The organism is Gemmatimonadaceae bacterium (assembly GCA_036496605.1).
Lineage (GTDB): Bacteria > Gemmatimonadota > Gemmatimonadetes > Gemmatimonadales > Gemmatimonadaceae > AG2.
The window spans coordinates 74985-96499 of the sequence record DASXKV010000054.1 but is presented as its reverse complement, the minus strand read 5'-3'; the positions used below and the strand labels follow the sequence as shown (position 1 = coordinate 96499).

The window sequence follows — 21515 nt, the reverse complement described above, 5'->3', positions numbered from 1 at the left end:
AGAGAGTTGTCAACGTGGAGTATGCATCAACGAGCGAAGCGTCGCCAAGGTATCGGCGTCCTCGGCCTTTTTGTCCGTTCGCCAACGGACGATCCGCGGGAACCTAACGGCGACGCCGGACTTGTGCCGAGAGCTCGGCTGAATGCCCTCGAACGCGAGCTCGAAGACCTGCTCGGGCTTCACGCTGCGCACAGGACCGAACTTCTCGACCGTGTTGCGACGGATCCACGCGTCGAGGTCCCGGATCTCCGCATCGCTTAGGCCCGAGTATGCCTTTGCAAAGGGCACGAGCGCGCCGCCATCCCACACGGCAAAAGTGTAATCCGTATTGAGCGACGCTCGGCGGCCGTGGCCCGCTTGTGCGTAGATCATCACAGCGTCTACGGCGTAGGGCTGCACTTTCCATTTCCACCAACCGCCGCGCCGGCGTCCGACGCCGTACGGTGCGTCCAGCCGCTTAAGCATCAACCCCTCCGCGTGCATCTCGCGCGCGCCGGCCCAGGCGTCTCGGATCTCGGCCCAGCTTGTCGCCGCCACGGCGGGGGAGAGAATGAGCCTCCCGTTGACGCGCAGGTCCTGAAGCAGCTCGACGATCTGCGCGCGACGCCATGAGAAGGGCTGCTCGCGAACATCCTTACCCGCGACCTCGAGCAGGTCGTAGACGACGAGCACCACCGGTACTTCCTCGAGGATCTTCGCGCCTAACGACTTACGTCCAATGCGGCGCTGCAGCTGGGCGAAGGGGAGCGGACAGCCATCGCGCCACGGCATGATCTCGCCGTCCAGTACTGTGCCATCCGGCAGCCACTCGGCGACTTGGCTGATCTCGGGAAAACGATCCGTCACGAGCTCCTCGCCACGTGACCAGAGAAACGTTCGTCCGTCGCGGCGCACGAGTTGCGCGCGAACGCCATCCCACTTCCATTCCGCTTGCCAGGAAGCGATGTCGCCGAGCGATTCGATGCTCTCCTCGAGCGCGTAGGCGAGGAAGAACGGATAGGGCCGCGAAATGTCGGCGTCGTTGGTCTCGACCGCGATCAGTGCCGTCCACGACCCGGCGCTCGGTTGCCAGTTGCCCGTTAGGCGGTGCGCGATGACACCTTCGGCGATACCACTTGCTCGCGAAAGGGCCCGAATGACGAGCGGCTGTGACACGCCGACGCGGAATCCGCCGGTGATGAGCTTGTTCCACACGAAGCGCTCGCCGCTCGGCAGCTCACGCCACGAGGTCAGGATGGCCTCGCGTTGCTCGCCATCGTCTCGACCGGCGAGCGCCAGGAGATACTCTTCGATCCACACATGCAGTGGACGTGCGACGGCGGTGTCCCTTTCCGGGAGGAGGAGCGTGATCGTCTCCGCGAGATCGCCGACCGCGGTATAGCACTCGTCGAACAGCCACGGCGCGATGCCACTCGCCTGCGTCGCCCACTCGGTGAGCCGACGCACCGGAATGAGCCGCTTCGGCCTCTCCCCACTGAGAAAATGAACGGCCCACGCCGCGTCCGCGGGTTGAGCATGTGTGAAGTATTCGACCATCGCGTCGATCTTCTCGCTCGTACGCGTGGTCTCGTCTATTGCGGCGACCAGCGCGGCGAAACGCTTCACTCGACGATCTCCTCGCCGGCGACGGCGAGATCCAGAAGTTCGGTCTCTCCTTCGCCCTCCCACCCACTGACCACCGATTCCGCCTCGACGCCGTGCTCGACGAGCCACTTCACGACGGGTCCGCGATAGCCGTGCGTCACCCACACGCGTTCGGCGCCCGTCGCGGCGATCGCATCGAGCAACGACGGCCAATCCGCGTGATCGGAGAGTACGAAGCCCCGATCGATCGTCCGTCGCCTTCGGGCCCCGCGGACGCGCATCCAGCCGCTCGCAAATCCGGTCGAGATCGCACCAAAGCGACGGAGCCAGAGCGATCCACCCGCGGACGGGGGCGCGAGAATGAGTCCATTCGAGAAGTCGTGTCTGCGCGGGAGCGCGCTCGCATAGATCGTGTCGGCTATCGCGACGCCGGAATCCCGATAATCGCGATTGAGCCGTTCGATCGCGCCGTGCGTATAGATCGGCCCGATGTCTTCATCGCGGAGGCCGGCAAGTATCCTCTGGGCCTTACCTAATGAGTATGCGAACAGCACGGATGCACGGCTCAACGCGGCGTTCGTTCGCCACCAACCGCGAATCTCGTCGAGGGCGACAGCCTCGGGCGACCACCTATAAATGGGCAGCCCGAACGTCGATTCGGTGACGAACGTGTGGCAGCGGAGCGGTTCGAACGGCGCGCAGGTGCTGTCTGGCTCCGTCTTGTAATCGCCGGAGACCACCCACACCTCGCCGGCGTGCTCAATGCGCACTTGCGCCGATCCGAGAATGTGGCCCGCCGGGTGCAGCGACACGCGCACGCCATTGAGGTTGACCGGCTCGCCGTAGCTCGCGAAGCGAATCGTCGCGCCAACGCCGAGGCGTGTGCGCAGAACGCGCTCTCCATCGCGCGCGCCGAGGTAGGTGTCGCAGCCCCAGCGCGCATGATCGCCATGCGCGTGGGTGATAACCGCGCGCGGTACCGGCAGCCAGGGATCGACATAGAAATCGCCGGCCTCACAGTACAGGCCGCGGTCGGTGACGGTGAGGAGCACGGTCGAAATCTAGAAGTGGTCGCCGACCGGACGCGGTCACCGCTCGGCGAGTCGAGGACAGCACACAGAAAGTTGAGGATAGGAGACATCGAGACGTGGTCGGATGGCACGGGGTCCAGGACAGAGAACCGCAACTCGTGGTCGGATGGCACGGGGGCCAGGGACAGATGACCGCGACTCGTGGTCGGATGGCAGCGACTCGAGGTCCGATGACATGGACCTCGCATTCGCTTGTCTTATGACCTTCCCAAGGTCATCGATCTGTTCAAGAATCCCGAACACGCTCCAAGATGGAACAACGAAGGACCAACTTCATGCGATTGACATTGCTTTCAGTCATGGCCAGCGTTGCGCTCGCGAGCATCGGTGCCGCGCAGGCCACGCGCGACACGACGCGAGCACGGGTGGTGCTGCTTGGGACGGGGACGCCGATCCCCGATCCCGAGCGCAGTGGACCGGGCCTCGCGATCGTAATCAACGGCGCGTCGTATCTCGTCGACGCGGGCCCTGGAATCGTCAGGCGTGCGACCGCGGCGGCGCGGCAGGACTCGATCGCGGCGCTGCGCGTCGCCAACCTGCGCCATGTTTTCATTACGCACCTGCACTCCGACCACACCTTGGGCTTGCCGGATCTGATGCTGACGCCAGCCGTCATGCACCGGAAAGGACCGCTGCACGTGTACGGCCCGCCGGGCACTCGCGCGATGGTCGACAATCTGCTCAGGGCGTATCGCGAAGACATCGACCTCCGCATACACGGTCTCGAACACGGCGATTCCAGCGCCTATCGAATCATCGTGCACGAGGTCGCGCCGGGCGAGGTATATCGCGACTCGAACGTCACCGTGAAAGCGTTTCGCGTGTCACATGGCAGCTGGAAAAACGCGTTCGGCTATCGCTTCGACGCCGCCGGGCGGAGCATCGTCGTGTCGGGCGATACCCGGCCGAGCGATTCGATTGTCGACGCGTGTAACGGGTGCGATGTGCTCGTGCACGAGGTCTACTCGAAGAAGGGCTTCGACGGCTTGCCCGCGGACGCTCAGCGCTACCACTCGACGTTCCATACTTCCGGCACCGAGCTAGGCGACGTCGCGACGCGTGCGCGACCGAAGCTCCTCGTACTCAGCCATCTCTTGTTCTTCGGTGAGACGGCTGACGAGATCGTCGCGGAGGTGCGGTCGAGGTTCAATGGGAATGTGGTCGCCGGCGTTGATCTCGCTGTCTACTGAGGGTAGGACGGCTCCTAGCTCCTCGGCCAGACGTTATTGCTGCGATCGACGTCAGGGAGCGCGTGCCGCGGATCGACCTCGACGCGCCGCACCGGTTTGCGCTCCGGCACCCGATAGTCGAAGCGCGATCCCAGATTCCACATCTCGACCGGAAGCCTAACGGTAGAGCGTGTACCGTCGGCGAAGGTGATCGCGAGCTCAGCCGGCATGACCATCGTGCCGCGATTCGCCAGATGAATCACGCCGTTGCTGACCGAGTCAACTCCCTGGTCGAGACGCGACGTCGTGAAGATCCAGTCTCGCCAGAACCAATCGAGCTCCATCCCCGATTCGTCACGCATGAGGTGGAAGAAATCGGTGGGCGTCGGATGCTTGAATGCCCAGGTGCGAATGTATTCGCGAAATGCCGCGTCGAACCGGTCTTTGCCCAGTACCTCGTAACGAAGCAATTGCATCATGAGCGCCGGTTTCTGGTAGCCACCCCAGAAGAGATCGCGAACCTCGACTGGCTTCTCGATCAACGGTTGCTCATTACCTGGCTGGGCGTGATCGCCGTAGAGGTGCAGGGGATGGACCTCGATGGAGTCACCGTAGGGTGTGCCCGCGAAGTATTTCGCCGCGCCCGCGAGATCGATGAACGTGTTGAAGCCTTCGTCCATCCACGGATAGAGCCGCTCGTTCGAGCCAACGATCATCGGGAACCACTCGTGCCCGAACTCGTGCGAGAGCGCCCACTGCTGATCCTCGCGCGTGGGACTATTCGGCACGAACGTCAGCATCGGGTACTCCATTCCTTCGATCGGGCCCTCGACCGTCGTCGCATGCGAATATGGATAGCGATACCATTGATCGCTGAAGTACTTGATCGCGTCGTGCGCCATGCGGATCGCCTCTTCCCATTTGTCCGCCGTCGGCCGGTACAACGTCTCGATGAGGATGCCATCGTAGCTTGTCGCATCCCAGCGAAAGTCGGGACCCGCCGCGAAGGCAAAGTCGCGCACGCTGTCGGCGGTGAAATGCCAGGTCAGCGAGCCCTGGGTCGTCGGACGCGTGCGATCGGCGCGGCCCGCTTCTTCCCTGGTGATGATCGCGACCGGCTTCTTCGATCGCCGCGCACTCGTTAGGCGCGAGCGCTGCGTGCTGGTCAGCACCTGCTCCGGATTGGCGAGCCGTCCCGTCGCGGCAACGATGTACGACGCGGGCAACGTGAGCGCGACGTCGAAACGGCCATACTCGAGGTAGAACTCGCCCGCGCCGATGTAGGGCTCGTGGTTCCACCCTCTCACGTCGTCGTAGACGGCGACGCGCGGATACCATTGAGCGATCTCATACAGCGGGCCGTCGTGTCCCATGCGTCCTCCACCCTGCGCGGGCACGCCGAAATGCCAGGCGAACCGGAGGTCCGTCGACGCGCCCGCGGCGAGTCGCGTGGCCAGGTCGATGCGCATCGTCGTGCCGAACACGGCACCGCGCGCGCTTCCCGAATCGAGCATGAGCCCGCCGTTGAACCCCTGGCAGGAAAAATCGAAGGAGGAGCCGAGGAAAACGAGCGGCGGCTGGTTGAGGAGATTGGTAATGCTGTTCGGTGCGCAGATATTCTGCTCGAGGTACACCCAGATATACGGCAGGGCGTCGGGGCTGTTGTTCGTATAGTGAATCGTCTCGCTTCCGCGTACCTCGTTCCTCGCCGGGTCCAGCGTTGCTGTGATGCGGTAGTCGACGCGCTGCTGCCAGTAGCGCGGCCCCGGGCGCCCCGATCCGCTTCGGTACTCGTTAGGGCTCGGAAGTGTGAGCGCGCGAAAAGGCGACGTGTCGGCGACGGCGGCCGCGCCCTGCGGCATTTGCCCGCGCAAGGCGCTTGGCGACGTCAGGAAGAGCGGGAAGAGCAACAGAGCAGCACGCGGGCTTCGCATCGGGCCTGGTTGGTGGCTGGGTTGAACAGTGGAAGGTCAACGCGAATCGTCACTTTGCTGCTCACCGCAAAGGCGCAAGCTTTGGCGGACGAGTGCCGTGCCTAACGGCTCCGGCCACCGGGATGTACTCGAGCTCGCGCCCCTCGCGAACCTGACGCAGCAGAAGCCCGCCGCGGCTCATGTCGCCGCGTCCGACGAACTCGCGGGGAAACACCAGCCGCTCGCCAAGTGCCGCAACGAGCGTGTCGGCGTACTTCCCCGTGGCGATGCTGCCGAGGAGCACGACCTCCTCGGTGCGCTTCGCGACGAGCTCGACGTCGCGCCACAGCGGCGCGAGATACCGCTCGCTGGCCGTGCCGATATCGACCTCCGCGAAGGAGCAGAGATCGTTGCGCGTGACGCGCTGCGTCGGCGGCACGAGACCGCGCTCAGTCGTGATCACCAGCAGCTCGGCGCCGAACGCGCGCGCGTAGGCGAGCTTCCCCCGAAAGTAGAGACCACTCAGGAAGCTGAACACCTCGCCGATCTCCACGCCCGGCGGCTCGCGCAGCGCACGCGCCAGCGGGAACTCGGCGGTTGGACTGAGAATCAGCTTCGCGCGCTCGCCATCACACCGCGCTGGGGACAGCAGAAAGATGCGAGTCATGACCTCAGCGGCTCGCGAGGGACGTACCATATAACTTCGCTGCATTCTCACGCAGTACCATGCGCGCGAGTGCTTCGGCGCGAGGGCGATCGATCTCTCCGTCGCGCATCATCCCGGTGAGCGCCATCGCCAGCGCACGCCGCGCCGTGGACGCGCCTAGCCACACGCCCTCTTCCCAGCCCTGATCCGGGCCGCCGTCGAACGCGTCCGTTCCAAAGAGCACCTTCTCCGGCCACGCCGTCAACCATGAGCGCAACGTATTCGCAAGCTCGCGGGGTTCGGCGACGAGAACCATCATCGAAATGTCGGCGTACACGTTAGGCTTCGACAGCATGGACTGCGTCTGTGCGTACAACGGCCATCCACCGTGGATCATGACGAACGACGTGCCGCGCAGGGTGGAATCGTTGAATGTTGGTTCGAGCTGGTGCGGCGCGCTTCCGCGCGCGCTGTAGAACCCGCCAAAGGTGTCGAGCGTGTGGATGTGCACGGGCATGCCTTGCCGTCCCGCTTCACGTGCGATCTCCTTGAAAAGATAGTCCTGGAGCGTCTTGTACTCCGCGTGCGTCGGCACGCCAGCGGAGATGTAGCGTGCGTAGATGCGGCGTGCATCGGCGACGTTTGCGTCTCCGAAGTCGAGCGGGCGCAAGTATGCCGCTTCGAATTTCACGGCGATGGCGCCCTCGCGATGTTGCCGCACGATCGTGGGACGAAGCACGTTGGCGACGTAGGTGTCGAGAGTCGCCGGCAGCTTCGTGAGATGCAGCCCGCGGAGATATCGCCTCAGCAAGGTTTGCTCTTTCGGATAGAGAGTGCGCGTATCCGGCGTGCGTGCGGCCTCACCCCGCGGGTCCAGCGGCAGCATGAGTGCATCGTCGAAGGCGACCCAACGAAAGCGCGGCGGCGTTAGGCCCGGTCCGACTGCAACGCGATTGGCGAGCATGACGTCGATGCCCGCGCGGTCCAGCACCCACGACGGATAGTTCTCGCCTCGCGCGCGAAGCTCCTCAGCGCGGCGCGAATGGAGCGTCGACCGAAACGACTCGTCCGAGCCGGTGTTCGGAATATCGAACAGCGACGACTCGGCGGCGCGCCACTCCGGATTCTCGAGGCGCAAGCGCCACGGCAGCGGGAAGGGCGGAATGCCGTCCAGCGGAAGGGCGTCGAATTCGCTGTCGGCCGGCTCCCCCGGTTGCACGGGCCGCATCGGATGCGCGTGGTTGTCGATCGCCCGGATCGAGGCGATGTACGTAACGAGCGCCGAATCGACTGGTGCTTGCGCGGCAACAGCCCTCGAGAGCAACGCCGCAAAGCAAATGGCAAAGACGAGCACGGACCGCGACATGTTCATGTTCCCTTTGGTGTTCGTCCGGGATTTTCCTGGAATTTCGCCGCGACCGCCAGGGGGACGCTTGATTTCTGCTGTCCGACCTCGGTTTCTCGTGGCCGCCAAGCCCTGCGCCATCCTCGGATTCATGAGCCGTGATGAGCATCACCGTTAGGCGAGTCGCAACCGGGGCGACGGCTACACCCACTCGGTGTTGCCCCTGGCACCTCGTGCCTTGCGGCTCCAGCTTTACGCGCATGCTGCGCCTCCTTCTAGCAGCACTCCATCTCATCGCACTCGGCATTGGCTTGGGTGCCGTCTGGGCTCGCGGCAATGCGCTGAGCCGGCCGCTCGATCGTGCGGCGATGGTGCGCGCCTTTCGCGCCGACACCTGGTGGGGCACCGCCGCGGTGCTCTGGATTGTCACGGGACTCTGGCGACTCCTCGCCGGCACCGAGAAGGCGACGAGTTACTACATCCACAACGACGCCTTCTTCACGAAGATGACGTTTCTTGTCATCATCCTCCTGCTCGAGGCCGGGCCGATGATCACGCTGATTCGCTGGCGTCAGATCGCCGGCCGCGGGACGTCGGCGTGGAATCCCAACCCCGCCGCGGCGCGCCGGATCGCACGCGTCAGCTACATCGAGGCGGCGCTGGTCATCGCGATGGTGTTCGCGGCCGTTGCCATGGCGCGAGGGTACGGCTCGAGGGGATAACGCGCGACGAGGGTCGAGAGGACAGCCGCGATTCGCGGGTAGCCATTCACTTCGCCGCCACCTTCTTCGTCAGCGATGCATACGAGGTGAGCGCGAAATACACCGGATCCGTCGTCGTCACGGCAGCTGCCATGCCGCTCAACGCTCCGTTGCGCAGGCGCAGACTCAGTACGATCTCGTGCGGCCATCGGCTCGCGTCGCTCGTCGGGATCGTGCCGGCGAAGCGACCCGTGAGCTCGTTCTTCTCCCACTTGGCATCGTTCAGCAGCGCCTCGAGCTGACCCTCGACGTGCACGTGCACGTCGCCGTCTGGTCTGATCGCGACCGTGAGCGGAATCGAGCGATCCCACGTCCGAATCGTTCCGGACCACTCGCCGACAAGTTCGTTAGGTGGCTGGAACGCCACCTTCGCCGGTGGCGGCGTCTGCGCCAATCGCGCTGCCTCGGCGTACTTCGGGAGTACGATGCGCTCGATCTCGCGCGTGACCTTTGGCGCGTCGGCGACGGCGTTGATCAGCACGACGATTGCCACGTCCTCGGCGGGATAGAGCGTGAGGCCCGTCTGTACTCCTGGCATGCCGCCGGTGTGAGACACGACCTTTAGTCCACCGCGTTCGTCGATGATCCACCCCAGGCCGTAGTTCGCCGGCGCGACGGGTTGCTCCATTGCCGTGAGCGTCGAGTCCTTGAGGATCGCGCGCTGGTCGGCGAGATGATCCTTCAGATGGAACATCCCGAAGCGAACGAGATCGTGCGCGCTGGAGAAAATCGCCGACGCGCCGCGGTGATCGAAGTCGTAGAAGGGAATCGCCCTCTGCTTGAAATCGTAGCGCTGGGCGGCGTACGCCTCGAGACCCGGCGCAATCCCGACGCTCGTGTGGGTCAGTCCGAGAGGCACGAACACGTTCACGCGCATGAAGTCGGCGTAGTCTTGACCCGAGCTGCGTGAGATGATCTGGTCGACGATTCCGTAGCCGAGATTCGAGTATTCATACACCTCGCCGGGGGGATTCACGAGAATCCCATAGCGTGCGATCGTCTCGTCATTGGAGACGACCGGATACGTCTGGTTTGCGTAGTAGAACTGGTAGTGCAGCGGAAGTCCGGCGGTGTGACTCATGACGCGCCGCACGGTTGCGCCGCTCGCGTCGCCGGCGAGTCCGGTGAGCTTGCCGACGCCGAGATAGTCGTTCGCGGGCTTGTCGAGATCGATCTTGCCGCGCTCGACGAGCGTCAACAGCCCGGTCGCTGTCATCGGCTTCGAGATCGACGCGAGCGAATACATGGTGTTCGGCGTCGCGCGAATCATTCGCTCGCGATCGGCCCAGCCGAATCCTTCCTCCCAGATGATCTTGTGCCCACGCGCGACGGCGACGGCGACGGAAGGCACGTTCGCGCGCGTCATGAGCGCATGGATCGTGTCGCGGACTGAGCTCCATTGGTCGCGAGCGGGAGCTTGCTGCGCACTGAGAAGGCTCGGTGCAATGAGGCCGAGGAGCAGAAGACGTCGCGGGATCATGGCTCGCGTCTGGAAACGAACGTCAACGTGGTATACCGGGACGCGACGAATCTGCGGCAGCGACGGTGTTGCGCAAGTGGCGAGTGGCGGGAGTGGCGAGGGACCGCCCCGCGCCACGAGTCACTCGCCAGTTCCGTCACTCCTCCCGGAGCGCAACGATGGGCGAGACTCTCGATGCGCGGAACGCGGGAAGCAACACCGCCACGACGGCGCTTACGAGCAGCACCGACAACGCCGTCGCGATTGACAACGGATCGGTCGCCTCGACGCCGTGGAGCTCCGCGCCGAGCAACCGCAGCGCGCCTAACGCGACCGGCAGTCCGACAACAAAACCAATCAGGACGACTCGCAGCGCGTCGCCGACGACGAGGCCGATCACAGCCTCGCGCTGCGCGCCCAGCGCGACCCGGAGCCCTATTTCGGCCGTTCGTCGGGTCACGGAGTACGTCATCACGCCATACAACCCGATCGCCGCGAGCAGCAGCGCGCCGAGCCCAAAGCCGAGCGCGAGACGAGCCAGCAAGCGCTCCTCGCGCACCGTCGACCGGACCAGCACCGTGAGTGGATCGATGTCGATCGATAGATGTGCGTCGGCAGCACTCACGATGCGACGCACCTCCGGCCCGATGCGTGCCGGCTCGCCGCGCGTGCGAATCTCGAACCGCGCCGCAATCGGCTCGTCTTGGGGATGCAGGTACGGGAGATAAAAGCGGCGCGCTGGCGGGGTCCGCAGATTGTCGGTGTGATCTCGCACGTCGTTGATCACGCCGACGATCTGGATCGGCACCGTGTCGGCTCTGAAAAACTTGCCGAGGGCGGCCCGGTCCCGGAAATAGAAGCGCGCGAACGACTCGTTTACGAGTGCGACGCGTCCATGCTCGCCATCCTGAGCCGCCATGTCGCGGCCCTGGAGAACTCGCGCACCGATCGCTGCCGCATATCGGGGACCGACCTGGTCGTAATTCGACGCGGAGTCCTGCGCCGAGCGCGCCGTGAAGCCTTCGACGGATACGTCAGATTCAGACTCGGTACCGCTGAAGATGCCATTCTCCGAGTAGCTCACGCCCTCCACGCCAGGAATGCTCCCGAACCGCGAGGCGAGATCCATGACCAGGGCGCCGCGCCGCGCCCCGACATATCCGCGCTCGCCGACGGGAATGTCGACAATAAGCAAATGCTCACGATCGAGCCCCATCGGCTGATTTTCGAGCGCGCGCAGGCTCCGCACGAGAAGCGCCGCCCCAGTGAGCAGGACGACCGACAATGCCACCTGGCCGACGATGAGCAACTTCGCTATTGGCATGCGCCGCCCCGTCGCGGTGCCGAAGCCGGCGCCGAGCGCGCGAGACTGCGCCCGCATCGTTGTCGCGAGGTCGATGCGCGATGCTCGGAGCGCCGGAGCGAGCCCAAAAAAGGCGACAGCCGCCAGCGACAACAGCAGCGTGAAGCCGAGCACCGGAAGATCGGCCGAGAGGTCTAGCGGGATGGTACCGCCGTCAGCCGCCAGCGTCACGAGCAGCCGACTTCCCCACGAGGCGACGAGAAGACCGCCCGCCGCGCCAAGGAGTCCCAGGATCAGGCTTTCCGTCAAGAGCTGCCTTACGAGCCGCGCGCGACCGGAGCCTAAAGCGAGTCGGACGGCCATCTCTCGCCCTCGGGCCACCGCGCGCGCGAGCAGCAGATTCGCCACATTCGCGCAAACGATCAGCAGCAGAAGCCCCACTCCCGCCATCAGAATCAAGAGTGGCTCATGAAAGTCGCGCCGCACACGTGAGAATCCACGGCTGCCCGAGGAGACCGGCACCGTGTCGGTGCGCGCCGCAGCGACGATGTTGGCGGGCGGCGAGTACCGAAAGGCACCGACATGATCCAGGAATGCCTGTCGCGCGATTGGCGTCATCGCGGCGTGTGCTTGCTCCACCGTTGCTCCGGGCACCAGTCGCCCGAGCAGCAAGAGCCAGCTCGTCGTCCAGTCATCAAGCCACTTCCCGTGGGGCGCCAAAACCGGCTGCATCGTGATCGGCAGCCACACGTCGTACGACGTGCCCACGATCTCACCGCGGTATCCTTCGCGCGCGACGCCGATCACCGTCATCGGTACGTCGTTGATCGAAAGCTTCTTTCCGATCACCGACCGGTCGCCGGCAAAGCGGCGCATCCAGTAGTCGTAGCTGATCACGATCACCGGCGACGCTCCCGGCCCTGCATCCTCGGCCTTGCCGAACGGCCTGCCTAGCGCGACAGGCACGCCGAGCACACGGAAATAATTTCCTGAGACATACCGGGCACGCGGATGCTCGGGCGCGCGTCCGTCGACGACCAAGTCCATCTGATCGACGCGGCCCGAGGCAAGCATGCCCTGGAACATCGTGGCGCGTTGCTGGAACGTCTGATACATCGGGTAGGAGATCAGATCGAGCCGGGGACCGCCCTGGGACACGCCGCCGGTGCGCGACGGATTCCCGATCGCCACAAGCTGTTCGGGCCGAGGCACCTCGAGCGGCCGCAGGAGCACCGAGTCGATCAACGTGAAGATCGCCGTGTTCGCGCCAATCCCGAGCGCGAGCGTGAGCACGACGACGAGCGAGAAGCCCGCGTTGCGCCGGAGCGTGCGGATCGCATACGCGATGTCCTGGCGCAGCTCCTCGGAATAATTACGACGTCGCATGGTGCGTTCTCGTTCCTCGTCGAAGGTGACACAATCGCTGCGAACGGAGTCGATGTCGCCGAACTGGCGAAGCGCTTCGCGTCGCGCCGCCTCGGGTGCCATGCCACAGGCGATGAGCCGCTGCGTGCGCATGTCGAGGTGGAACGCGAGCTCGTCGTCGACGGCCTCGGCGATCTGCGCCCGACGGAAGATGAGCCGGAGTGCGCGCCGCATCGTTAGGCGATGGCTGACGACGTGATCGCCAGCGCCCGCGAGACGGCGCGTGCATACCGCTCCCAGCTCGACATCTCGGCGCGCAGCTGCCGACGCCCGCTCGGGCTCAGCGAGTAATACTTCGCTCGCCGGTTGTTGTCGGAGAGTCCCCACTCGCCAGCCAGCCAACCCTTCTTCTCGAGACGGTGCAGCGCCGTGTAGAGTGGCCCCTCCTCGACAAGTAGCTCACGTTCAGTCGCCAGCGCGATCCACTCGGCGACCGCGTACCCATGGCGCGGCCCCCAGCTGAGCGCTTTGAGGATCAGCACGTCGAGCGTGCCGCGAACAACGCCACCATCCGGATCGAGCATCCTGCACCCCTCTGTGTTAGAGGGGAGTATATCATCGGGACCGGAAACGCAACAGGGTTGTGAGTGCATCGCCGAGGCTTCACAATCATGCGGGACTTCTCTCACGGAGACTTCATGACAGGACAACCCGGCGGTCTCTCGCGCCGTGACGCGCTGAAGATTGGCGTTGGCGTCGGCCTCGCCGTGACGCTCGACCGTATCGATCTTTTTGCCGCGTCGTCACGGCTAGCGCCTTTGATCGAGAAGCCGATCCCTTCGACGGGAGAGAAGATTCCCGTCATCGGCATGGGGACCGCCCGCTATTTCGACGCCATCACGCCGGAGCTGCGCGAGGTGATCAAGCGCTTCCCCGAACTCGGCGGCAAGGTAATCGACCTGTCACCGTCATACAGCAACGCCGAATCAGTTGTCGGCGACATCATCGCCGAGCTCAAGAACCGCCCGAGCTACTTTCTCGCGACAAAAGTCACCAGTCCTGGGAACGATCGCGATTCGGGGCAGCGACAGCTCGAGGAATCGATGCGCCGGCTGCACACCGACAAGATCGACCTGATGCAAATTCACAATCTCATCGGCGTCGAGCAGCGACTGCCGCTCATTCGTGAATGGAAACAGGCCGGTCGCCTCCGCTACGTCGGGATCACGACGAGCTTCGCGCGCCAGTACGAGGCCTTCGAGAAGTTGATGCATGAGCAAACGCTCGACTTCATTCAGGTCGATTACTCGATCGATGCCCGCGCCGTCGAGGAGCGCATTCTCCCGCTCGCGATCGATCGCGGCATGGCCGTCCTCGTGAATTCGCCCTTCCGCCGCGGACGCACGCTCGAGCGTGTGCAGAGGAAACCCTTGCCGTCCTGGACGGCCGAGCTCGAGGTCACGACGTGGGCGGAGCTCCTGCTCAAGTATCTCGCGTCACACCCAGCGGTGACGTGCGTCATTCCGGGAACCGAGCGCGTGCAATTCCTCGTCGACAACATGGTCGCGACGCACGGACGCCTCCCTGACACCGCAATGCGAAAACGAATCGAGCAGTACTACGACGGAACGACCGCGTAGCGGGTCGAGGGTACAGAGTAGAGGGTAGAGGGTAGAGGATAGAGGATGGAGGGTAGGGGGTAGAGGGTAGAGGGTACAGCGAGCGTTATGCGGCGGCCACGCTCTGCGCTCTACCCTCCACCCATTACCCTCTGCCCTCTACCCTCTGCCCCCAACCCTCTACCCTCTGCCCACTACTACCCAATTCTTACACATCCCAAGCGCCGTCCGAACGCCTGGTCGCCTAGATTTCGTCGACTCCAATTTCGACTCATGAAGACTCTGTCATCGCTGGCATTTATCGTTGCCGTCGCCGCTGCTTGTGCGGCGCCAAAAACCGTGGCTGCCCCGGCGCCGGCTCCCGCCCCCGTCACGGCGCCCAGAGCCGCAACGCCCGCGCCGCCGCCATCGGAGCCGCAGAAGAACTGGCAGCTGCTCGACGAAACAGCGGATGGTGTGCCGGGCATCAGCTCGGAACGCGCGCTCCACGAGTTGCTGGCGGGAAAGCAGCCGCAGCAAACGGTGCTCGTTGCCGTGATCGATGGCGGAATTGACACGGCCCACGCCGACCTGCGCGCGCATCTCTGGTCCAACCCGAAGGAAATCGGCGGCAACGGTCGCGACGATGACAACAATGGGTACGTCGATGACATGCATGGCTGGAACTTCATCGGCGGCAAAGACGGCAAGGACGTGCACTACGACACGTTCGAGGTGACGCGCCTGTATGCGTGGTGCACGAGCACCGGGCCGACTCCGGGCCCGGTGGCGCCTGACGAGAAGGGCAAGTGCGATCAGATCAAGAGTGAGTTCGAGAAGACGCGGAACGAGACGCAGGAAAATCTGCAACAGTTTACGCAGATCGAAGAGATTCTCTCGCAGATGCTTCCGATCCTGCGCAAGGCTGCGGGAACCGACTCGTTGACGAAACAAAACGTGTCGGCCATTCAGCCGGCGACTGCCGATATCGCGCGCGCGAAGACGATCTACCTGCGCCTCGCCGAAGAAGGCATCACACCGAAGGACGTCGCCGAAGCGAAGACGGAATACGAGTCGCGCATGCAATATGGTCTCAATCCGACGTACAACGCGCGCGCGATCGTCGGTGACGACTACAGCAACACGGCGCAGCGCGGCTACGGCAACACCGACGTGATGGGTCCCGACGCGAAACACGGGACGCACGTCGCCGGGATCATTGGCGCCGTTCGTAACAGCACGGTCGGCATCGGTGGCATCGCGCCGTCGGTCAAGGTGATGATGGTTCGTGCCGTTCCCGACGGCGACGAGCGTGACAAGGACATCGCGAACGCCATTCGTTATGCGGTCGACAACGGCGCGAAGGTCATCAACATGAGCTTCGGCAAGGCCTTCTCGCCACAAAAGGGCGTCGTCGACTCGGCGGTTCGGTACGCGGATGCGCATGGCGTTCTCATGGTGCACGCCGCCGGCAACGATGCCGAGAACTCCGACGAGAAGCCGAGCTTCCCGACGCCTAACTACCTCGGCGGCGGACGCGCGCAGAACTGGATCGAGGTCGGTGCGTCGTCATGGAAGTCTGGGGACGCGCTCGTCGCGCCGTTCTCGAATTACGGCCACACGCTCGTCGACGTGTTTGCGCCCGGCGTCGACATTCTGTCGACAGTGCCCGGCGGCTATGAGCGCGACAGCGGCACGAGCATGGCGTCGCCCGTCGTCGCCGGCCTCGCGGCGCTCCTTATGGACTACTTCCCGAATCTCACCGCGGCCGACGTCAAGCGCATCATCCTCGCATCGGCGGTGCGTCACAGCGATCAGGCGGTGCAGAAGCCGGGTGGCGGCGCGGCGCGCTTCGGCGATCTCTCGGCGACCGGCGGGGTCGTGAATGCGTACACCGCGGTGAAGATGGCGCAGGAGCAGTCGGTTCGACCCTAGTTCTGAAGAAGACGTTAGGCTGCTTTGCGCATCACACGCCGACGTATTGCCCGTAGAATCACAGTGGAGACATACGATCCGCGCTCCGCGTTAGGCGCCGGCACTCGCCGGAGCCAGGGGTACGCCGACAGGCGCAGCGCCAGCGCAATCGAGAACAGCGCCGCGTAGGCGGCAATCGGTCCGTAGCGCGCATCGACGACATCGAGTAGGGCACCGCTCAGCATCGGCGCGATGCCCGCGGCGAGTCCGAAAGCGACACTGTAGACGACGAACGCGCGGATCCGCTCGCTCCCTGCGCCGGCCGTCCGCACGAGCGTCATGCTCACCGTGATGTTCCAGCCGCTGTTGCAGATGCCGTACAGCAGATATCCGACGAACAGAAACGCCGGATGGATGAACATCGCCGCGAGCCACCAAATCGGATCGAGCGAGAGACCCGCGAAAGCGATCGACATCAGTCCCTTGCCTCCGAATCGGTCACCGAGCGCCCCCCACGATTTCGCACCGACGATCCCGCTCCCGACGGCGATGGCGCTCAGGAGCATGATCGTACCAACCGATACGCCGAGGTGACCGATCGCGAGGGCCTCACCCTGGCGCGTCGAGAAGCCGATGGCGAAGCCCCACGCGAGCGCGAAGCGCACCAGTCGCCATTGTTCCGGCGTATGCGGGAGAACGATCCACGTCCGTTGCGGCGTCTGCGTCGCGTTAGGCGTCGTCGGTGTCGGCAGGCATGGTCCACTTCCTTCGGCGAGCGCGATCGTTCGAGCCCGAGCGCGAAGACGCGCGAGCGGTAGTGTAATGAGCAGATGGGTGCCGACGCCGCCAACGATCGCAAGCGACCGCGCGACGTGCGCCGGCACGCCGAGTCGTTCCGTCGCGTCGAGCGCAAAGGCGGCGAGAATGCCTAACGCAAGTCCGGCCGCTGAACCCCACTTGCTCTTGATCGCGGTGTAGCGGCCGTACGTCTCCGGCGTTGTCGCCTCGCTGTGGAGCGAGGCCATGCTTCCATCGTAGAGTTGTTGGCCGATGACACCGATCGCGAATCCAGCGAGGAATCCGGGAAGTGTGAACGCGCCTGGACGCAGGATGCCGAACAACGCGGCGACGAAAAACCCCGCCCGCTCGAACCACGTTGCCACGAAGGCGACTCGTCCCGCTTGATGCCGACGCAACAACTCGGGCATCGCGAGGTGCATGAGTCGCGCGGCGTAGGGAAGCGCGGCGAGCGTCGCGATCGTGAAGTGTCCGCCGCCGAGCGCGAGCGCCAGCCCGGCGAACATGGCGCCGCTGGCCAGCACGCGCGCGCCGCTGCAGAAGATGGCTTCGTTATACCCCGGGTGCCCTTCGCTGCGCTCGACTGTCACGAAAGCCTGACGATCGGGGGCGGTGCTTTGGCACTGGAGGTAGTTGGTGGTTGGTGGTTGGTGGCTGGTAGTTGGTAGTTGGAGAACGATGAAAGTCGGCGAGCTTCGCTCGCCGACCTTCCGAATCATGAGCTACCAATCACCAGCTACCAACCACCACCACTCACCGCAAGTTGGCCGATTGCTTCGGCGCCGGCGGTAAGCTCATCACGCGTCGCTTCATCGTCTGGAACGCCTGCGTGTCTGTCGTTAGGCCGCGGAGCTTCGACTGCGGGACCTGCGCCAGCATCCGCTGGATATCGGCAATGCGGTCCTGCGTACCCGGGTGATCCGAGAACCACGAGCTCACATTGCTGTTGCCGCCGCTCTGTTGCTCTTCGGCGAGCAGCTTCTGGAAGAAGCTGAGCATGCCCTCCGGGCTGATTCCCGCGTTCATCACGTTCTGGAATCCGCCCTCGTCCGCCTGGACCTCGTCCGCGCGGCTGAACTTCGCGAAGATCGCCGTGCCGCCGACGTTGATCGCCGCGGCCGCCGCCTGATTGCTGCAGATGTTCGTCAGCGTGCACGCGAGCGCCACACCCACGTTCGCGCCCTGCATCTGCTCCATCTGCTTCACCGAGTGGCGCCGCACGACGTGCTCGATCTCGTGGCCAAGCACGCCCGCCAGCTCGTCCATCCTGTCCGCGCGCTCGAGCACGCCGCGGTTGACGTAAACGATGCCGCCCGGTAGCGCGAATGCGTTCACGACATCCGTGTTCACGACGTAGAATTGCCACTGGAGATCGGCGCGGGACGTGTGTTGCGCGATCTGGTTACCTAACGACGTGACGTACTGGTTGATGACGGCATCCTGCACCAGCGGCAGCTGCTGCTGGATCTGCGCCGACTCCTGCTGTCCCAGCTGTACTTCCTGCTGCTGCGAGACGCCACAGGCGCTGATTCCGAACGCGACCGCCAAACCAAGCGCCGCGAATCCGCCGGTCGCATAACTACGCTGCATTGCGGTTCCTCCTCCTGGAGACGTAACGCTTCTCAAGGCAGGTCTGGTGCCGACGCGATCTCTGGCGCCGAGGGAACCGAACTCGACCGATCAGAATGGCGGTGGACGCCGTTCTCGCGAGCCAAAACTGTCTCGCGGTCCGAACACCTCACGAGACCGAAGCGTCTTGAGCTTGTCTCGTTGGGCAGGTGTCAGCACCGAGTCGAGACGTGCCTGCGCACTCACGAGCAGCGAATCGAAGCGCGGCCGCATGGCCTCCTGCAGTCGGCGAAAATCCTCCGTCTGCCGCGCCATGATCGAGTCCACGCGACGTTGTTGCTCGGGCGACAGGTCGAGCTCCTGCGCCAGGCGTTCACGCATTCCCTGTGCGCGGTAGGCCTCGCGGCCGGGTCCGCGGAAAGACCCACCGAAGCTGGATGGCGGCGGCGCGCGACGCGACCCGTTGCGCTCGTTATGCAAGGCGAGACGGTCCGCGGCGAAGCCGAGTCCCATGCCCGCTAACGCAACCACGACGAGCAAGGCAACCGCCATTGCACGCGTCGCTCCGGGACGCGCCCCCAATGCCGGCTTGCTCGCGCCGTATGGTGTGAATCCTCTCAATGTTGGCAACGGTTCATCTCCCCGCGCTCCGCTCAACGCGACACGGCTGCTGTCAGCAGCCACTCACCGCTCGGCGGCCCGACGAGCGCGTTCATCACCTGTTCCGAAGACGCCCCGGTGGCGAGCGACCGCGCGACGACGCTGTCGAGGCGCGTCGCCGCCGCCGGACGCAACGAGGTCGTCACCGCAATCACCGTGTCGCTCGCGACCTCCGCGCGCCCAATCGTGCTCGCGCTACCGACCACGGCCGCCAGGATCGTCGCTGCCGCCGCGAGCGCCACTTCGGTTCGCGCCCACCGCGTCATCCACTCCCACCATGCGCGCTCACGCCGTGCTTCCAATGCTGCCGTCGCGGCGGCGGCGATCCTCGTCCGCAACAACTCCAATCGTGCAACACTCAGCGGCGCGCCCTCGGCGGCGCGGATCGCGCGCGCCAACCGGGTGTCACGCTCCGGCTCAGACAACGACACCACTCTCCGCTCCTCGTTCACCGTCTCTCCTCGTGATGAATCCATATCACCCCCGAAACGCGGCCAGCGCGTGGCGGAGTGCCTGTCGTGCTTGATGATGGTGCCATCGCACCGTTTCCCGGCTGATGCCTAACGCTTCCGCGATCTCCGCCGTCGACAAGCCGTCGACTTCGAACATCGAGACCACGAGTCGCTGTCGGGGCGGCAGCGACGCGAGCGCGGCAACGAATCGCTCGCGCAGCTCTTCGCGCTCCGCGAGCTCGAGCGGATTCGCCGCGCGCGACGGAAAGTCGCCTCGCTCGGGCTCGGCGGCGCGGAGCGCTCGCGCCTTCCGCGCGTTGATCCCGGTGTTGATGAGCAATCGAAAAAACCACGGCGCAAAGGCACGAGTCTGATCGAACGTCGAAATCCGATCGAGCGCGCGCATGAACGCGTCCTGCACCAGATCTTCGGCATCCTCGATATTACCAAGGAGCCGCCGCGCGACCATCGTCGCGCGAGCCAGATGGCGGCGAACCAGAGCATCGTAGGCGCTGGCGTCACCATGCTTGACGCGGTCGACCAACTCGCGGTCGTCTACGAGTTGAGCATCGTCAGACGCTATCGAGCCCACGAGTGCCCTTGCGGCGGCCATTTGTACTCTGCGCGGTCCGGATTTGCGGTGCGACTCGGGACCGAGCCGCTGCTCGTACCTAGTACACCGCGCCGCCGGCGAATGTTGGTTGCTGGCCGGAGAGCGACCATTCAGCCGTCTTGTTTCTTTTCGGCGAAGAAGGCGCGCATACAAGCGCCAACGAGGCTAGTCCGGAAACGGTCACGATCTTGCGTCACGTTGATTTTGAGGGTCGCTGCGACCTCTTCTTCGACCGCTTTCATCGCGAGCAAGAGCTCCTCGGGTCTGAGTCCCCGGACCCGCGCGTCCTGAGCGACCGCCTCGAGCGCGGCGGCCAGCTCGGCATCGGAGCCATCGGATTCGGCCCAATGCGCGCGGAGCGCACACTGAAGCTGCGCAGCGACATCTGGCGACAACGAGCGTCTCTCATCGCGCGGCGGGCGAGGATTGTAAGCGACCATCACCGTTCGGGATCTCCACTGTGTAAGGATTTGTTGTGCAAACGTGTACCTGAATCGAGAGCAGGGCAGGATATATTTGCGGCGGGATTCTGTATCCCTTGCCGGCGTGCCGGGAACTGACGTTAGCGCGCATCGAGCGGACGAAGGAGCGAAGAGGCTACCACGTGGCTATACGCACGAACCGGGGCAAGGTGCTGATCCTCACACCGCAGCCAATGACGGGTGCACTCCTCGGTATGCTCGTCGAGCTCTCGCAACTCGAGCCCGTGTTTGCGGATCCGAACGAGCGACCCGAGGACGCGCTCGCGCGCCACGTTCCACTTCTCGTCATCGTCGCGGACGGTGAAGTCGACACGTTCAGATCCGATCTCTTCCTTGCGCGTGCCGAGCATCGTGGCATCGGCGTGGTCGTCTTTGGCGTGACCCACCGAGGCGACACGGGCAGCTGGGCTCAGCAACGAGGCTTACCGTACCTCGAGCTGCCGACGGACGCCGAGATGTTCGGACGCATTCTGGATCAGGCGACTCGTCAAGATCGCCGCAGTCGTCTGGCTGGTGACCGACGCAACTCGGCGTACACCGAACGCGCCGTCGACGGAACCTTGATCTTTCAGGCCGAGTCCGGAGAGCGGTGGTATGTGTACGACCGCCGCTCGGGCGAACGGCGTCGCATCGAGTCGTCCGAGGCACCGTATCGGGCATTTGTGAGTCAGAACGGGGTCGAGCTCCGGGTACCGCTGGAACCGCACGAGTTCGGGGATAAGACTCCGGAGACACTGCAGAGGCAGTTGGCGCGAGCGAGGTGAGTGCACGCGGGAACGCATATGGAGCTTTG

At 64.6% G+C, this 21515-nt stretch carries 19 protein-coding genes; 5 read left to right on the top strand and 14 right to left on the bottom strand.

Going from position 1 to position 21515, the window contains the following annotated elements:
- Positions 1-9: 9 nt before the first annotated feature.
- Positions 10-1605 (bottom strand): ATP-dependent DNA ligase, encoded by a 1596-nt coding sequence (locus VGH98_21665; protein ID HEY2378603.1) that lies wholly within the window; start codon positions 1603-1605, stop codon positions 10-12.
- Positions 1602-2636, bottom strand: coding sequence for a ligase-associated DNA damage response exonuclease (locus VGH98_21660; protein HEY2378602.1), 1035 nt, complete (start codon positions 2634-2636; stop codon positions 1602-1604). Before VGH98_21660 ends, VGH98_21665 begins: the two co-directional genes overlap by 4 nt.
- A gap of 314 nt (positions 2637-2950) precedes the next feature.
- Here VGH98_21660 and VGH98_21655 point away from each other — a divergent pair, with 314 nt between their 5' ends.
- Positions 2951-3865 (top strand): MBL fold metallo-hydrolase, encoded by a 915-nt coding sequence (locus VGH98_21655; protein HEY2378601.1) that lies wholly within the window; start codon positions 2951-2953, stop codon positions 3863-3865.
- Positions 3866-3879: 14 nt separating this feature from the next.
- On the opposite strand, the gene VGH98_21650 is transcribed toward VGH98_21655, so the two are convergent.
- From VGH98_21650 to VGH98_21640, 3 genes are all read right to left on the bottom strand, one after another.
- Positions 3880-5778 (bottom strand): M1 family metallopeptidase, encoded by a 1899-nt coding sequence (locus VGH98_21650; GenBank protein HEY2378600.1) that lies wholly within the window; start codon positions 5776-5778, stop codon positions 3880-3882.
- A 61-nt stretch (positions 5779-5839) separates the two neighbouring features.
- On the bottom strand, positions 5840-6424 hold the full coding sequence (locus VGH98_21645) for a hypothetical protein (protein HEY2378599.1): 585 nt from the start codon (positions 6422-6424) through the stop codon (positions 5840-5842).
- 4 nt (positions 6425-6428) lie between these two features.
- Positions 6429-7769, bottom strand: coding sequence for an amidohydrolase family protein (locus VGH98_21640; GenBank protein HEY2378598.1), 1341 nt, complete (start codon positions 7767-7769; stop codon positions 6429-6431).
- Positions 7770-8008: 239 nt separating this feature from the next.
- Between VGH98_21640 and VGH98_21635 the strand changes: the two genes are divergently transcribed.
- Positions 8009-8470: a DUF2214 family protein gene (locus VGH98_21635; protein ID HEY2378597.1), complete on the top strand. Its 462-nt coding sequence runs from the start codon at positions 8009-8011 to the stop codon at positions 8468-8470.
- Positions 8471-8516: 46 nt separating this feature from the next.
- Here the strand turns inward: VGH98_21635 and VGH98_21630 are convergent, their stop codons facing one another.
- From VGH98_21630 to VGH98_21620, 3 genes are all read right to left on the bottom strand, one after another.
- A complete protein-coding gene (locus VGH98_21630) occupies positions 8517-9989 on the bottom strand; it encodes a serine hydrolase domain-containing protein (GenBank protein HEY2378596.1) in 1473 nt (490 codons plus the stop codon).
- 136 nt (positions 9990-10125) lie between these two features.
- Entirely contained in the window at positions 10126-12870 is a 2745-nt protein-coding gene (locus VGH98_21625; protein HEY2378595.1) for an ABC transporter permease, read from the bottom strand.
- Between the two features lie 2 nt (positions 12871-12872).
- Positions 12873-13220: a PadR family transcriptional regulator gene (locus VGH98_21620; GenBank protein ID HEY2378594.1), complete on the bottom strand. Its 348-nt coding sequence runs from the start codon at positions 13218-13220 to the stop codon at positions 12873-12875.
- 114 nt (positions 13221-13334) lie between these two features.
- Between VGH98_21620 and VGH98_21615 the strand changes: the two genes are divergently transcribed.
- The gene (locus VGH98_21615) at positions 13335-14276 is read left to right on the top strand and encodes an aldo/keto reductase (GenBank protein HEY2378593.1); all 942 of its coding nucleotides are present in this window, start codon (positions 13335-13337) and stop codon (positions 14274-14276) included.
- Between the two features lie 252 nt (positions 14277-14528).
- Positions 14529-16169: a S8 family peptidase gene (locus VGH98_21610; protein HEY2378592.1), complete on the top strand. Its 1641-nt coding sequence runs from the start codon at positions 14529-14531 to the stop codon at positions 16167-16169.
- Between the two features lie 14 nt (positions 16170-16183).
- Here VGH98_21610 and VGH98_21605 read toward each other — a convergent pair whose 3' ends face one another.
- From VGH98_21605 to VGH98_21580, 6 genes are all read right to left on the bottom strand, one after another.
- The gene (locus VGH98_21605; GenBank protein HEY2378591.1) at positions 16184-17536 is read right to left on the bottom strand and encodes an MFS transporter; all 1353 of its coding nucleotides are present in this window, start codon (positions 17534-17536) and stop codon (positions 16184-16186) included.
- A 163-nt stretch (positions 17537-17699) separates the two neighbouring features.
- The gene (locus VGH98_21600) at positions 17700-18536 is read right to left on the bottom strand and encodes a M48 family metallopeptidase (protein HEY2378590.1); all 837 of its coding nucleotides are present in this window, start codon (positions 18534-18536) and stop codon (positions 17700-17702) included.
- Positions 18537-18626: 90 nt separating this feature from the next.
- Positions 18627-19145, bottom strand: coding sequence for a hypothetical protein (locus VGH98_21595; GenBank protein HEY2378589.1), 519 nt, complete (start codon positions 19143-19145; stop codon positions 18627-18629).
- Positions 19146-19168: 23 nt separating this feature from the next.
- Complete coding sequence (locus VGH98_21590) at positions 19169-19627, bottom strand: hypothetical protein (protein HEY2378588.1); 459 nt, start codon at positions 19625-19627, stop codon at positions 19169-19171.
- A 25-nt stretch (positions 19628-19652) separates the two neighbouring features.
- On the bottom strand, positions 19653-20240 hold the full coding sequence (locus VGH98_21585) for a sigma-70 family RNA polymerase sigma factor (protein HEY2378587.1): 588 nt from the start codon (positions 20238-20240) through the stop codon (positions 19653-19655).
- A 110-nt stretch (positions 20241-20350) separates the two neighbouring features.
- Entirely contained in the window at positions 20351-20635 is a 285-nt protein-coding gene (locus VGH98_21580; GenBank protein ID HEY2378586.1) for a hypothetical protein, read from the bottom strand.
- Positions 20636-20844: 209 nt separating this feature from the next.
- Between VGH98_21580 and VGH98_21575 the strand changes: the two genes are divergently transcribed.
- Positions 20845-21486 carry a hypothetical protein gene (locus VGH98_21575; GenBank protein ID HEY2378585.1) on the top strand — a complete coding sequence of 214 codons (642 nt, stop codon included), beginning with the start codon at positions 20845-20847 and terminating at the stop codon, positions 21484-21486.
- Positions 21487-21515 lie beyond the last annotated feature (29 nt).